General features: G+C 55.1%; 12 protein-coding genes. 7 read left to right on the top strand and 5 right to left on the bottom strand.

All coding sequences use genetic code 11. From position 1 onward, the window contains the following. Positions 1-211 precede the first annotated feature (211 nt). From MED297_RS11010 to MED297_RS10990, 5 genes are all read left to right on the top strand, one after another. On the top strand, positions 212-2,353 hold the full coding sequence (locus MED297_RS11010) for a sensor histidine kinase (protein WP_008044910.1): 2,142 nt from the start codon (positions 212-214) through the stop codon (positions 2,351-2,353). Then, entirely contained in the window at positions 2,350-3,714 is a 1,365-nt protein-coding gene (locus MED297_RS11005) for a sigma-54-dependent transcriptional regulator (RefSeq protein WP_008044909.1), read from the top strand. The genes MED297_RS11010 and MED297_RS11005 overlap by 4 nt, the downstream gene beginning before the upstream one ends. 157 nt (positions 3,715-3,871) lie before the next feature. Continuing rightward, positions 3,872-4,888 (top strand): C4-dicarboxylate TRAP transporter substrate-binding protein, encoded by a 1,017-nt coding sequence (locus tag MED297_RS11000; RefSeq protein WP_008044908.1) that lies wholly within the window; start codon positions 3,872-3,874, stop codon positions 4,886-4,888. 83 nt (positions 4,889-4,971) lie between these two features. Continuing rightward, positions 4,972-5,598 carry a TRAP transporter small permease subunit gene (locus tag MED297_RS10995; RefSeq protein ID WP_008044906.1) on the top strand — a complete coding sequence of 209 codons (627 nt, stop codon included), beginning with the start codon at positions 4,972-4,974 and terminating at the stop codon, positions 5,596-5,598. Next, positions 5,595-6,995: a TRAP transporter large permease gene (locus MED297_RS10990; protein ID WP_008044905.1), complete on the top strand. Its 1,401-nt coding sequence runs from the start codon at positions 5,595-5,597 to the stop codon at positions 6,993-6,995. The genes MED297_RS10995 and MED297_RS10990 overlap by 4 nt, the downstream gene beginning before the upstream one ends. A 47-nt stretch (positions 6,996-7,042) precedes the next feature. Here MED297_RS10990 and ilvA read toward each other — a convergent pair whose 3' ends face one another. Further along, entirely contained in the window at positions 7,043-8,557 is a 1,515-nt protein-coding gene (gene ilvA, locus MED297_RS10985) for a threonine ammonia-lyase, biosynthetic (RefSeq protein ID WP_008044903.1), read from the bottom strand. Positions 8,558-8,751: 194 nt separating this feature from the next. On the opposite strand from ilvA, the gene rpiA reads away from it, so the two are divergent. Then, a complete protein-coding gene (gene rpiA, locus MED297_RS10980) occupies positions 8,752-9,456 on the top strand; it encodes a ribose-5-phosphate isomerase RpiA (RefSeq protein WP_050762906.1) in 705 nt (234 codons plus the stop codon). A gap of 87 nt (positions 9,457-9,543) precedes the next feature. Here the strand turns inward: rpiA and MED297_RS10975 are convergent, their stop codons facing one another. Both MED297_RS10975 and ybaK read right to left on the bottom strand, forming a co-directional pair. Beyond that, positions 9,544-9,978: a DUF2147 domain-containing protein gene (locus MED297_RS10975; RefSeq protein ID WP_008044901.1), complete on the bottom strand. Its 435-nt coding sequence runs from the start codon at positions 9,976-9,978 to the stop codon at positions 9,544-9,546. A gap of 92 nt (positions 9,979-10,070) precedes the next feature. After that, on the bottom strand, positions 10,071-10,544 hold the full coding sequence (gene ybaK, locus MED297_RS10970; protein ID WP_040556998.1) for a Cys-tRNA(Pro) deacylase: 474 nt from the start codon (positions 10,542-10,544) through the stop codon (positions 10,071-10,073). 127 nt (positions 10,545-10,671) lie between these two features. Here ybaK and MED297_RS10965 point away from each other — a divergent pair, with 127 nt between their 5' ends. Then, the gene (locus tag MED297_RS10965; RefSeq protein ID WP_008044899.1) at positions 10,672-11,562 is read left to right on the top strand and encodes an alpha/beta fold hydrolase; all 891 of its coding nucleotides are present in this window, start codon (positions 10,672-10,674) and stop codon (positions 11,560-11,562) included. Here MED297_RS10965 and MED297_RS10960 read toward each other — a convergent pair whose 3' ends face one another. Together MED297_RS10960 and MED297_RS10955 are read right to left on the bottom strand one after the other, a co-directional pair. Next, the gene (locus MED297_RS10960; RefSeq protein WP_008044898.1) at positions 11,563-12,990 is read right to left on the bottom strand and encodes an ATP-binding protein; all 1,428 of its coding nucleotides are present in this window, start codon (positions 12,988-12,990) and stop codon (positions 11,563-11,565) included. It abuts the gene before it with no gap. Then, positions 12,987-13,688: a response regulator transcription factor gene (locus tag MED297_RS10955; protein WP_008044897.1), complete on the bottom strand. Its 702-nt coding sequence runs from the start codon at positions 13,686-13,688 to the stop codon at positions 12,987-12,989. Before MED297_RS10955 ends, MED297_RS10960 begins: the two co-directional genes overlap by 4 nt. Positions 13,689-13,767: the final 79 nt, after the last annotated feature.

Here is a 13,767-nt window from a genome sequence, read left to right as displayed (position 1 = left end):
ATAGGCTATTTCTTACGAAATGCTGACGAACTCAGACCTGTCCTGAGTGAACTTCCGCTTGGCCTCATTCCATGGTATCGGTGTTTTCCTTCTCGGCTTGCCTTAAGATGGAATCTTCGGCAGGCACCTCCACAACAACGATAACGGGTGCAGGCTGTCTTGCGATCCTTACCGATCCAAACCCGACATGAACCGAACAGGGCGATGATCCATGGCCACGCTCAATCTCTCAGACTCCCGGCGGTCGCTGCGTCGGTTGTGGCGCTTTCCAATCTGGCTGTTAACAGCGCTGCTGGCTGTGGTTTTGCTGTTGGTGCTGACCGAACCGATGTTGCTGCATTTGGAAATGAAGCGTTCGGCCGACGATGCCAGTCGCCGTATGGGGGTGTATCAGACGTCATTGACGACGACGGTCGAGCGTCATCGTTACCTGCCTGACATTCTGGCGACTGACCCGCGCATTATCAGTGCGCTGACCTATACCGGCATTGCGGAAAGTGACGATATATCTGCGCTGTTTGAACGGCTCAATGTGCAGGCCCAGTCGGATGAAATCTTTTTGATGGATACAACAGGGCTGACCCGGTGGTCTAGTAATTATCGCTCACCACAGAGTTTTGTCGGTCAGAATTATGGCTACCGACCCTATTTCAGAGATGCGCTGAACGGGCGTGACGGGTTTTATTTTGCCGTGGGGGCCACCTCTGGTATCCCCGGGCTGTTTTTGTCGTCACCGGTGCTGGACCGGTTCGATACCGTGATCGGTGTCATCGTCGTGAAAATCTCTCTGGCACCTTTAGAAACGCGTTGGCGGGATTCGGGGGATCAGGTCTGGGTCACCGATGCGCACGGCATTGTCTTTCTGTCGTCTTCTGAGCAATGGCGTTACGTGGCGACACGCCCGGTGTCCGAGTCACACCGAGCGCAGCTTCGTCAGACACGGCAATATGGTGAGTCGGAAGTCCGCACGCTTAAGTCCGTCCCGGATTGGTCGGATGACCCCTGGCGTGCGATTGAGCTTCGGGAAAGCGGCGTGCATGTGCTGTATGGGGAGCAGCTGAACGATTACGGCTGGACGACCAATCTGGTGGTACCACTCGATCAAATGCGGGTTCAGGTGCGTTTGCAGCAGTCCGTTATTCTGTTGTTGATCCTGACCCTGGCCGGCGGCCTGATGTATGTGTTTGAACGGTTTCGTCGTCGTTCGGCGCAAACGGCGTTGGTGCAGATGTCGGCTGACCGCGCCAAGCACCAACGCGCCATTATTGATAATACCGACGTGGGGTTGTTTAACCTTGATAAGAACTTTCAGCCGCTGTATTACAACCAGAAAGCGAGCGAAATGTTTGGGTTGGGTGAGACACGCGACCCCTTCTCGCCGCAAACGGCGATTCAACCGTGGCGCACCGATGTGGTTGAGGCGTATCGGGCCATCGGGCGGCGACAGGACGGCGTAGAGTTCCCGGCGCTGGTGTCGTTAAACGCCATCGAGTTGGATCGTCGGCGTGAGTTCATTCTCACCGTGAAAGACATCACCGAACTGACTGATGCGCAGCTGGCGTTGGAACTGGCGAATCAGGAACTGGAAGCCCGCGTTGAAAAACGCACCCGGGATCTGGAAGCGGCGCAGGCGGCACTCACACAAAGTCAACGGTTGGCGTCACTCGGTCGGATGTCTTCGGCCATTGCCCATGAAATCAATCAGCCGATTACCGCACTGAGTAATTACATTGCCAGCAGTCGACTGTTGCTCAAGCGGGGGCAGACTGAGCCGGTACTGGATAACGTTGAACGCATTGATGGGTTGGTCGGGCGCTTGTCACGATTATCGCGGCAACTACGGATATTTGCTGGTAAGCGCAACACGGGCAGTTCACCGGTGTCGCTTATGCAGCCACTCCGATACGCACTGGATTTACTGGGTTCGCGGATAGAGGCTAACGGCGTCAGCGTCCGGCTACCGGAGAACACCGAGGTGTCGGTGCAGGCGAATGCCATGTTCCTGGAGCAAATTGTGGTGAACCTGCTCAGCAATGCCCTGGATGCTCTGGAAGGCACTGAACACCCGGAAGTTCAGTTGCTGCTGCAGGTGCCACCGGATGCGCCCGAGGGCGTAGAACTGTGTATTATTGATAATGGTCCGGGCATGAGTGACGACCAGATGTTGCAGATTTTTGAACCCTTTTACAGCACCAAGAATATCGGTGATGGTATGGGCCTCGGGCTGGCCATCAGTTACAACCTGGCCAGTGATATGAACGCTAAGTTGTCGGTTCGCAGTACCCCCGGACAGGGCGCGTGCTTTACCCTGACCTTTGAACAGGCGCAATGGCAAACGGAGACCCGATCATGACGTCAGTTTCACCATCCGTTGTTTTAATTGACGACGACCCGGAAGTGCTCGCCTCGCTCAGCCAGTTGTTGTCCTTGGTGGATATTCCAGTGCGAACCTTTAACAGTGCACTGGACGCGTTGCCGCTGTTAAACGATGGCTTTCATGGCGTCGTCGTCAGCGATATCCGCATGCCGGGTATGGATGGCATGAATCTGCTGCAGACGTTGAACACCTCGATCCCGGTGATTCTGATTACCGGCCACGGCGGCATTGCTCAGGCCGTTGAAGCGATGAAGCTTGGCGCGTTTGATTTTCTGGAAAAGCCCTACAAGCCGGACCGATTAGTTGAACTGGTGCAACGAGCGCTGGAGCAAACTCAGGCCAGCCTGGCGATATCGTCTATCGCCATTTCGGCGCCGGCCGATCTATCCCGAATCCTGATTGGTGATACGGCACCCATGGTGGCGTTGCGTAATCAGATTTCGAGTCTGGCGCGCGTCAATGCCGATGTCATCATCCGAGGTGAAACCGGCACCGGCAAAGAACTGGTTGCGCGCAGCCTGCACGATCTAAGCATTCGGGCCGAGCATCCTTTTATGGCTGTGAATGTGGCTGCCATTCCGGAAAACCTGCTGGAGAGCGAGTTGTTCGGCCACGAAGCCGGCGCCTTTACCGATGCGAAAAACCGTCACATCGGGATCTTTGAAGCGGCCAATCAGGGCACTTTGTTTCTCGACGAAATTGAAAGCATGCCGATGGCGTTTCAGATCAAACTGCTGAGGGTTTTGCAGGAGCGCGAAGTCACGCGAGTTGGCTCGAGAGCGCCGATCCCGTTAAACGTTCGGGTGATCTCGGCAACCAAAGAAGATCTGCGAGTCGCGGCGACGGAAGGGCGTTTTCGGGAAGATCTCTATTATCGGTTGATGGTGGCAGACATTGTTATCGCACCACTGCGTGATCGCGCGGCAGACATTCCTATGCTGTTCCAACACTTCATGCAGTTGGCGGGCGAAGACAACAACATACCGGTGCCAGCGCTTACCGCCGATGATCTGCTGGCGCTGGAACTGCATGACTGGCCCGGTAACGTGCGGGAGCTCCGTCATACCGCCGAGCGCTTCATGCTGACTCGGAGTTACAGCGACGCCACGGTTCAGGAGCTGTTGCAGATCGGTTCCAGCAACCGGGTGTCCGTGCAAACTGGCGACGGGTCGTTGAGCGATCGCTTGGAATCGATTGAAAAATCGCTGATCAGTGCTGAGCTTCGTCACCATCAGGGTAACATCAAAGCGGTAATGGAGGTCCTGGATTTACCGCGCCGAACCTTGAACCAGAAGATGCAGAAGTATCAACTCAAGCGGGACGACTACACCGACTGAGCAAAAATCTGCTGATTGTTCCGACCGGGTATAAGCGGTTTTTTGCCTATCGTCCTGAGGTTATCGCCGGAAAGCCCGGACTGTGGGCGTCCCTTTCATTGGCACAGGCTTTGCCATCTCCTTTTGTGTTAACTACAACAAAAAAAGGATGACAACGATGGCTAAAACAACAACAAAAACTCTGATGATCAGCACGACACTCGCGGTATCGGTTCTCGGCTCAGCCGTACATGCGGCGACGCAGTGGAACGTTTCTTTGTGGGGACAGCGTCGGGCGTTTACCGAGCACGTTGAAAAGCTGGCCGAACTGGTCGAGCAGAAAACCAATGGTGAGTTCACGCTGAATCTGTCTTATGGCGGCCTGTCGAATAACCGTGAAAACCTGGACGGCATTTCGTTCGGCGCATTCGAGATGGCGCAGTTCTGTGCCGGTTATCACCCGGCCAAAAACCCGTCGATTACCGTGTTGGAGCTGCCGTTCCTGGGTGTGAACTCATTGGAAAAAGAAATCGAAGTGTCCATGGCGGTGTATAACCACCCAGCGGTTAAAAAAGATCTGGCGCGATGGAATGCCGTACTGCTGATGCCGTCGCCGTTACCGCAATACAACGTGGCAGGGGTGGGCGATGCGCCGTCCAGTCTGGAAGATTTCAAAGGCCTTCGCGTTCGTGCGACCGGGGGTATTGGTGCAGCCATGGAAACGGTCGGTGCCGTACCGACGTCCATGTCGGCAACCGAAGTTCGACAGTCGATTGATTCCGGCGTGATCTCGGCGGCCTCGTTTGCACCGCATGCGCATATGTCGTTTGGTACCGTTGAAGCGGCGGACTGGTGGACGACCAACCTGAACCCCGGCACGGTGAACTGCCCGGTTGTGGCTAACTCCGATGCGCTCAACAGCCTCAGTGATGAGCATCGAAACGCGCTGTTGGACAGCATTGATGAAGCCCTTGAGTACTACGTGGAGTATTACAACAACCAAACCATGTCGAAGTGGTGGCCGACTTTGGAAGAGCGAAACATCCAGCAGGTCACCTTTTCTGAACAGGAACTCCAGCGGTTCCGAAACAGTGTGGCGGAGCCTGCAGCGAATGCCTGGATTCAGGAAATGAACGAACAGGGTCTGCCGGCTGAAGAACTGTATCAGCTGACCATCGATACCATTGCCGACTGAGCATGAACCAAGCCGGTTCGCCGGCTTACTTTCAGGCGGCTCCGATTGGAGCCGCGATATAAAGTTTTTCAGTGAGGGTTGTTATGTCTGGTTCTGCATCGGTGCAGACCGATTCGTCTTTGCTCAGTCGCATCGATCAATGGGTTTATAAACTGGAATCGTGGTTAGCCATGATTGCCGGGAGCACCATTCTTATCTTGGTTTTTTTAGCCGTTATTAATGTGCTCGGGCGCTGGCTGTTTAATGTTCCGGTGCGTGGTTATATCGACTGGGTCGAACAGCTCATGGCGGTTTTTGCGTTTCTGGGTATCGCTTATTGTCAGCGGCTGGGCGGTCACATTCGCATGGATCTGTTTGTCGGGCTCATGCGCGGTCGTTTGCTTTGGCTGTCGGAATGCTTCACGACGTTGGCGATGCTGGCCGTTACCATGGTGTTGACCTATGGCTCGTATCTTCACTTTTTGCGTGCGTACAACAACGGCGACTCTTCCATCGATATCGGCTTACCTACCTGGCCGGCCAAACTGATTGTGCCGATTGCGTTGAGCCTGCTTTCTCTGCGGCTGCTTTTGCATTTGTGGGGGTATGTTCGGGCTTTTGTGCGCAACGATGAAACGCCCGCAGCGATTCCGCTCATTGAAGATGCCGCGACGGTGGCGAAGCGCGAAGCAGAAGCCATCGAAAGCCGACAACCGGAGACGCGATCATGATCGATTGGTTTGCCGCACAGAGCAGTGTGTCTATCGGCTTGTGGGTTTCCGGCTTTATGTTGCTGATGGTCATCCTCGGGATGCGCGTGGCTTTTGCCGCCGCCATTGCCGGGTTCCTCGGGTTGCTGTGGGTGTTCTCCGCGCGCATGGGGTTTGAACGGGGCTTTATGGTGGCGTTGCAGATGGCCGGGACCATCCCGCATGCGAAAGCCACAACCCTGTCACTGTCGCTGATTCCGACCTTTATCCTCATCGGGTATCTGGCTTATCACGCCGGACTGACCCGTTCACTCTTTGAAGCTGCCAAGCGTTGGGTGGGGTGGTTACCCGGTGGACTTGGCGTCTCGACCGTGTTTGCGACGGCAGGCTTTGCGGCGGTCTCGGGCGCGTCGGTGGCGACATCAGCCGTGTTTGCCCGTATCGCGATTCCGGAAATGCTGAAAGCGGGCTACGACCGGCGTTTTGCCGCGGGTGTGGTGGCCGCGGGCGGTACGCTGGCCTCGTTGATTCCGCCGTCGGCCATTCTGGTGATTTACGCCATTATTGTTGAGCAGGATGTGGGCCTGTTGCTAATGGCCGGGTTCCTGCCCGGTGCCGTCTCCGCTCTCATTTACGGCGGGCTGGTGGTGTTTCTGGCCATGACCCGCAAAGATTTTGGCCCGCCAACACGCCGCTATTCGATGAAGGAAAAACTCGAAACCCTGCCCGGCGCGTTTCCGATTTTCTTTGTCGTGTTCATCATCATCTTCTGCATCTATGGTGGCGTTGGCACGCCAACCGAAGCCGGTTCATTGGGTGCCTTCGTTGTGCTGTTGTATGCGCTCTGGCGGGGCATGAAACGCAAAGATCTGGGCCATGCCCTGCTCGAAACGGCAAAGCTGACCGCGATGATTTTTACCATCATCTGGGGCGTGTTGATTTACGTGCGCTTCCTGGGGTTCGCCAACTTGCCGGATACCTTTGCTGGCTGGATTGCAGGTCTCGATCAGAACCCGATGCTCACCCTGATTCTCATTCTCTGCGCGTATGCCGTTCTGGGTATGTTTATGGACGCCATCGGCATGTTGTTGCTGACGTTACCGGTAGTGTTTCCGGCCGTCATGGCATTGAACGGGGGTGACGGTGTTACGGCGGCGGAGTCGGCCTTTGGGCTATCGAGTACGGCCTGCGCGATCTGGTTCGGGATTATTGTCGTGAAGATGGCGGAGCTGTGCCTGATTACACCACCCATCGGGCTCAACTGTTTTGTCGTGTCCGGGGTTCGTCCGGACATCAGCGTGCAGGATGTGTTTCGGGGCGTAACGCCGTTTTTTGTCGCGGACGTTTTGACCATTGCCGTGTTGATTGCCTTCCCCGGGATCGTCATCTGGCTGCCATCTCTGATGACGACATTGTAGTTCCGGTCATAAAAAATGGGGCGTAAAGCCCCATTCGTTAACAAACTCTAGCTCAGAAAAGCGTCGTACACTGGGTTGTCGGATTCATCCCAATAGCGATACCCAAGATCTTTCAGCTTGGCATAAAAGGCTTTCAGATCTTTATCCGGTACCTGAATTCCGCACAGCACCCGGCCATAGGCTGCGCCGTGGTTACGATAGTGAAACAGGCTGATGTTCCAGTGCCCGCCCAGCGCCGACAGAAACTTCATCAGGGCGCCGGGACGTTCCGGGAACTCAAACCGAAACAGTCGTTCATCCTGCGCTTGAGGGGCATGACCACCAACCATGTGTCGAACGTGGCCTTTAGCGACTTCGTTAAAGGTCAGGTCGAGCACGTCGTAGCCATCATCGGTCAGCCGCTGAAGCAGATCGGCCCGTTCGCTGTCGGCACTGATCTTCAGGCCAACAAAAATCTGTGCTTGCTGACTGTCGTTGTACCGGTAATTAAACTCGGTCACGGCCCGTTTGCCGATATGCGAAATGAACCGTTTAAAGCTGCCGGGTTTTTCCGGAATGGTGACGGCGAAGATGGCTTCCTGATGCTCACCGACGTCGGCGCGTTCGGCCACGTAGCGGAGGCGGTCGAAGTTCATGTTCGCCCCGGAACAGATGGTGACCAGGGTTTTACCTTCGGCGCTGTTCTGTTCAACCCATTTTTTCATGCCGGCAATGCTGGTGGCACCGGCCGGTTCGGCGACCGAGCGGGTGTCGTCAAACACATCTTTGATCGCCGCACAGATTTCATCAGCGCTGACGGTGATGCATTCATCGACATGCTCTTTAAGAACTTTGAACGTTTCCTTACCGATCTGGGCGACCGCAATGCCATCTGCAAACAAGCCGACTTCTTTCAGCGTGGTTCGTTTGCCGGCGGCACGGGCAGCGGCCAGACAGGCGCTTTCTTCGTACTCAACGGCGATCACCTTAATTTCCGGGCGTAGGTATTTAATGTACGCGGCGACACCGGCTGCCAGGCCGCCACCACCGACCGGCATGAAGATCGCGTCGATTTCGCCCGGCCCATATTGATGCAGAATTTCGCGGGCAATGGTGCCCTGGCCGGCAATGACATCCGGCGCATCGTAAGGGTGAACAAAGGTGTAACCCTTGTCTTCCTGCAGCTTGCTGGCATGGGCGTAGGCTTCGTCAAAAGAATCACCGTGCAGGACCACCTTGCCACCGCGGGCTCGGACGGAAGACACCTTGATTTCCGGGGTGGTCACCGGCATCACAATCACCGCTTTAATGCCCAGCAGTTTAGCCGCCTGGGCGACCCCCTGTGCGTGGTTGCCTGCGGAGGCGCAGATCACGCCTGCCTGACGCTGTGCTTCGCTGAGGTTGGCGATCATGTTGTAGGCACCGCGCAGCTTGAACGAAAACACCGGTTGCAGGTCTTCGCGTTTAATCAGAATTCGGTTGTTGAGGCGCCGGGACAGTGAGGTGGCTTCGTCCAGAGGCGTTTCGATGGCCGCTTCGTAGACTTTCGCGTTGAGAATTTTCTTAACGTAACTTTCCAGCATGTCCGATCCTTTCAGGGCGGTTCAACAAACCGGTACAGTGTACGCAAATGTGGACAGTCGGGCATCTCCATTGTTGCGATACAACCTTCCGGATTTGTGCAAACCGGACACGGGTTTCAGCAAACGGGGTCCGACCCTATCAGACTGCCCGGTCGTGACTTATAATGAGATCATCTTTTTTCAGGATGAGCGTGATGACACAAGACGAACTCAAACAACAGGTGGCAAAGGCTGCTTTGGACTACATCAAGCCTGAGCTGACGTCAGACGCCATTATCGGTGTTGGCACCGGCTCGACGGCCGAATTTTTTATTGATGGTCTGGCTGCTTACCGAGATGATTTCAAAGGTGCGGTTGCCAGCAGTGACGCCACGGCCAAACGTCTGGCGGGTCACGGTATCGAAGTCTTTGACATGAACGACGTGACGCAACTGTCTGTCTATGTTGACGGTGCGGATGAGGCCAACAAGAAGCTGCAGCTGATCAAAGGCGGCGGCGCGGCGTTAACCCGCGAAAAAATCGTAGCCTCCATTGCCAAAACCTTTGTCTGTATTGCCGATGAGTCCAAGGCTGTGGAAGTCCTGGGGGCGTTCCCATTGCCGGTGGAAGTCATTCCGATGGCGCGCAGCGCGGTGGCCCGACGAATCCGTGATTTGGGCGGTAACCCGGTGTATCGCGAAGGTGTGGTGACCGACAACGGCAACGTGATTCTGGACGTTCATGGTCTGCAGATTACCGATGCGAAAGAACTGGAACGTGAGCTGAATAACATGGTCGGCGTGGTGACCAATGGCTTGTTTGCCGCGCGGCCTGCCGATGTGTTGCTGTTGGGTACCGCGTCCGGGGTGAAAACGCTGACAGTGATTAACACAGCCGCCAGTGCGGGCGAGTTTTTCTGAGGTTGGCTGCAGAACCCTGACTGAACAAAGTTCGTGACATAAAAAAGCCTGGCATTTGCCAGGCTTTTTTTGTGGGTCATCGGTCGTTTACTCGACGCGTTCCCAGACTTGGGTGCGGCCGATCAAAGCAAAACCGATAAAACCTCGAACTTCGAGCTTGCTGCCGCCGTCGGTCAGTTTCACCTTGGCTTTGTATTCTTTACCGTTGGCTGGGTCTAGAATGGTGCCACCATTCCATTCGTCGCCGTCCTGTTCCAGTCCCCAGACAAACGTCATGCCTTCAATGGGCTGTCCTTTACGCTGACCTTTGCAGTCGTCGCAGGTTGGGTTGGGTTCACTGGGGTTCAGCAGTGTATCGATGCGGCCCATCAGTTCGCCATCTTCAATCCAGACGGTCACCAGGCTTTTGGCTTCGCCGGTTTCATCATCGATGGTGCGCCAGTTACCTTCCGGTGAATGGCCGTCCGCCAATGAAAACGACATCATCGTGGACATAAACAGTGTGATCAGGATTTTTTTCATTCTTGTACTCTCCGGTTAATTACCCGGTTACTGTACCAAAGGCTCCCATCTGCTCAAGCGTCATCCTCGGTTCTGTGACCGGGGCGAAACAATCACCGGCATAATGGCGCCGTTTTCACATTTAAACCGCGAATCACATCCTGAGGATTAAACTCGACTTCCAGATTGCGCCGTCCGCCGCTGGTGTAAATCGTATCGTGATTGAGCGCCTGCTCGTCGATCACGCAGGGAAAGGTCCGTTTCATGCCAAACGGTGAAATACCGCCCACGACATAGCCGGTGAGTTTTTCGGCGACGGTAGGGTCTGCCATCTGAGCTTTCTTCGCACCGTGGGCTTTGGCGGCCAGTTTCAGATTGAGTTCATGGCTGACCGGTAAAATGCACACCGCGAGCCGGCGGGGTTCTGCGTCCAGGCTGACCAGTAACGTTTTAAACACGCGATCCGGTGCTACACTCATTGCCGATGCGGCATCCAGTCCATAATGGCCAGTGGGCTGAGAGACCGTAATTGAATGGGATTTAAATGGTATGCCCTCTCGGGTTAAGAAATCTATCGCGGGCGTCATGCTTAAAAAATCCTTAATTTCCACCAGTGTTTTGAAGAATCTGGGCCAGTTCACAGTTTGATGCTTTGCTAATGAACATTAGAGAGTCCTTGGCTTAAACTGCGTGACTTTCCTGTACCGAGTTCACATGTATACCGTTAAAGACCGCTCATTTCTACTGAAAAACCATCTGAAATCAGTGCTTGGCGCGACCACGCTGCAGTCGATGGAAGTTCGCGGACGCACCTGGCGTTGGCTCAGTGCCGGCGATACCCGAGCGCGCGAAGCGGTTGTATTACTGCACGGTTTGGCGATGTCAAAGAACCATTGGCGGTCGGTGTTGTCATCGCTGGGTAAGGACCATTATGTCATCGCGCCTGATATTCCGGGCTTGAGGTTAGACCAGCCAGTGGCCACGCCGCAGTCCGGGTTCTCCGGAATTGCCCGTGAACTGTGTGACTTTTTCAGTGTGGCCGTTGGCAGGCCGGTACACTTAGTGGGGCATTCCATGGCCGCGGCCTTGTCGCTGGGGCTGGCTATGCGCATGACGGTTCCGGTGCAGTCTATTACTCTGGTATCTCTGGCGGACAGCTGCTTTACCGAAAAACTCTCTCACACGCTGAACTTTGAACGCATGTCTGACTTCATTCAGAACATGACAGAAGATCAGCATCTGACCTATGTTCGTGAAATGTTTCATCAGCCGCCCATTGGGTTGCCACTGATGGCACGGTCAAACTGGACCAGTTTTAACCGCCACCGTGAGCGCTGCGTTAACCTGTTGCACGCCATGGAAGCCGAGCTGTCCTATGTGGAAGCTTACGGGCAATCGTTGGACATCCCGATGTTGATCATCGGTGGGCGGGAAGATCCCTGGTACGATCTGACGCGACACAGCAACTTTTACGATCGCCCTCGTGTGACTCGCGTAGAGATGGAAGGCTGCAAACACCTGCCGTTCATTGAACGTCCGCGAGAGTTTGCCGCTGCGCTGCACAACTTTGTCGGTAAGGCGCAGCAGTGGCGGCCCGGGGCCTGATTAACCCGGGCTTGGCAGCGACGACGGGACACCCGGAGGTTGGTGTTTCAGAGGCAGCTCGATAACCACCTTCAGTCCGCCAGTCGAAAGATTCTCTGCGTAAATAACGCCTTTGTGCATTTGCACCGCCTGTAAGGCAATGTTTAAGCCCAGGCCTGCACCGGTATTGCTTTGGTCCAGTCGGTAAAACGGATCAAACAGCCGGACCAGTTTGTCTTCCGGTACACCCGGCCCCTGATCGCAAATCGACACGACCGCCCGGCGATTGACAACACTTAGTGAAACCCGGATCTGACCGTTGTCCGGCGAGAATCGCAGGGCGTTGCGAATGACGTTTTCCACGCTGCTGTGCAACAGCTGTCCATCGCCGATCATGCGTACGGTGTCGGACGCATCAAGCTCAATCTGTATACCGCGAGGGTGCGCCTCAAAGCGAGCGTCGTCGACGACCCGGCGAATCATGTCGGTCACATCTAACCACTGCCAGTCGGCCTGTTGCATTTCGTTTTCAAAGCGACTGAGTTTCAGGATCTGAGCGATCATGTTTTCTAAACGATCACTTTCACGTTCGATACGGTTCAGGGCACGATCGAGACCCTCGGGTGCTTTTTGCCGAACAATGCCCATAGCAACTTGCAGTCGGGTCAGCGGAGAGCGAAGTTCATGGCTGACGTTACTGAGCAGTCGTTGTTGGGCCGAGACCAGATCTTCAATGCGGTTTGCCATGTCATCGAAATCGCGACCCAACTCACCAATTTCATCGGATCGGGCGCTGACACTGGAGCCAGCACGGACATCAAGAGTACCGCGGGCCATGGCCCGGACCGTTTGTCGGAGTTTTTCAATGGGGCGGACCAGTGACCAGGTCAATAACAAACTCATGATGCCCGACACGGTTAATGCGAAGGCCAGTTGCACCCACTGGCTTTCAAGCCACCACGGTAGGTTGGCCGGTGGTAGAGACGGGACGCCGCGAATGAACAGCCGGAAGTTGAGCCCGTTGAAGGCAATCTCCATCGGGCCCAGCCAGGCTTCGTTGCGCCATTGGCCGACGCGCATGCCTTCGTTTTCCATCATTTCAGACAACATGACAAGAATGCGTTTGGGCGGTTGCGGGCGACCCAGCAACTGATAGCGATCATCGACCAGATAAAGCTGATGCTGAGAAGAGAGGTTATAGGTTTCCAGCAATTGTTGGATGACGGCGTAGTCACCGCCGGTGGAACCCAGTTCCGGAAACTCCAGACTGTTCAGAACCATCATCTGTTTTGCGGTTGGTGGCGCCACCTGATACTGCTGAGCAGCCTGATAGGACACGAAGTACGCCGCCACGACAATAACGATGAGCGAGAACCAGAAGCTCAGCCAGATTTTTCCGAAGACCGAACCGAGAGGGTTCAGCCGACGGAAGAAAGAACGCCACCTCACTGAGACGGATCGACGAACATGTATCCGATGCCGCGAATGGTCTGGATCTTAGACTGCTCGGTGGTGCCTCCGAGTTTGCGGCGTACATTACTGACGTGCATATCGATGGAACGGTCATAAGCCATGATTTCGCGACCGAGCACTTCCAGATACAGATCTTCTTTCGGTACCGCTTTGCCGGCACGGGACATCAGAACGCGCAGGACTTTGAACTCGCTGGTGGTCATAGGGATATGCTCACCATCGCTGTAAACACGGTATGTGTCGAAGTTCAGCTCAACACCGTTACAGGCGAGAATGCCGTTGTCGTCTTCTTTCTGGTTTTTGTCCAGTTCGATTCGGCGCAGCAACGCTTTGATGCGAGCGAGCAGTTCGCGGTGGCTGTAGGGTTTGGCCAGGTAGTCATCGGCACCGAGTTCAAGGCCCAGGATACGGTCGGTTTCCTCGCCCTTGGCGGTCAGCATAAGGACTGGAACGATGGACGATTCGCGAATGCGCTTGAGCGTTTCAAAGCCATCGATCCCCGGCATCATGACGTCGAGCAGCACGAGGTCATAGTGATGGTGTTTGATCTGTTCAATGCCATCTTCACCGGAATGTGCAGCCTCCAGGCGATAACCTTCCGTGTCGAGATACTCACCGAGCAGTTCTGCCAGGTCTTTGTCGTCATCGATCAGCAGTATACTGTGTGTGCTCATGCCTTGATTCCTGATTCATAATCTTAGGGGCTTTAATACGTGTTTGCGTTGCAAATCCCAAGGGTCCGTTTGGCCCTTT

The sequence above is a fragment of the Reinekea blandensis MED297 genome (assembly GCF_000153185.1).
GTDB lineage: Bacteria > Pseudomonadota > Gammaproteobacteria > Pseudomonadales > Natronospirillaceae > Reinekea > Reinekea blandensis.
The sequence above is the reverse complement of the archived record's forward strand: the minus strand, read 5'-3'. Positions and strand labels throughout refer to the sequence as shown.

Coding starts and splice junctions, on each gene's coding strand:
- MED297_RS10990 (WP_008044905.1), top strand. CDS start 5,595: ATGATCGATTGGTTTGCCGCACAGAGCAGTGTGTCTATCGGCTTGTGG.
- MED297_RS11000 (WP_008044908.1), top strand. CDS start 3,872: ATGGCTAAAACAACAACAAAAACTCTGATGATCAGCACGACACTCGCG.
- MED297_RS11010 (WP_008044910.1), top strand. CDS start 212: ATGGCCACGCTCAATCTCTCAGACTCCCGGCGGTCGCTGCGTCGGTTG.
- ybaK (WP_040556998.1), bottom strand. CDS start 10,544: ATGACGCCCGCGATAGATTTCTTAACCCGAGAGGGCATACCATTTAAA.
- rpiA (WP_050762906.1), top strand. CDS start 8,752: ATGACACAAGACGAACTCAAACAACAGGTGGCAAAGGCTGCTTTGGAC.
- ilvA (WP_008044903.1), bottom strand. CDS start 8,557: ATGCTGGAAAGTTACGTTAAGAAAATTCTCAACGCGAAAGTCTACGAA.
- MED297_RS10975 (WP_008044901.1), bottom strand. CDS start 9,978: ATGAAAAAAATCCTGATCACACTGTTTATGTCCACGATGATGTCGTTT.
- MED297_RS10995 (WP_008044906.1), top strand. CDS start 4,972: ATGTCTGGTTCTGCATCGGTGCAGACCGATTCGTCTTTGCTCAGTCGC.
- MED297_RS11005 (WP_008044909.1), top strand. CDS start 2,350: ATGACGTCAGTTTCACCATCCGTTGTTTTAATTGACGACGACCCGGAA.
- MED297_RS10955 (WP_008044897.1), bottom strand. CDS start 13,688: ATGAGCACACACAGTATACTGCTGATCGATGACGACAAAGACCTGGCA.
- MED297_RS10965 (WP_008044899.1), top strand. CDS start 10,672: ATGTATACCGTTAAAGACCGCTCATTTCTACTGAAAAACCATCTGAAA.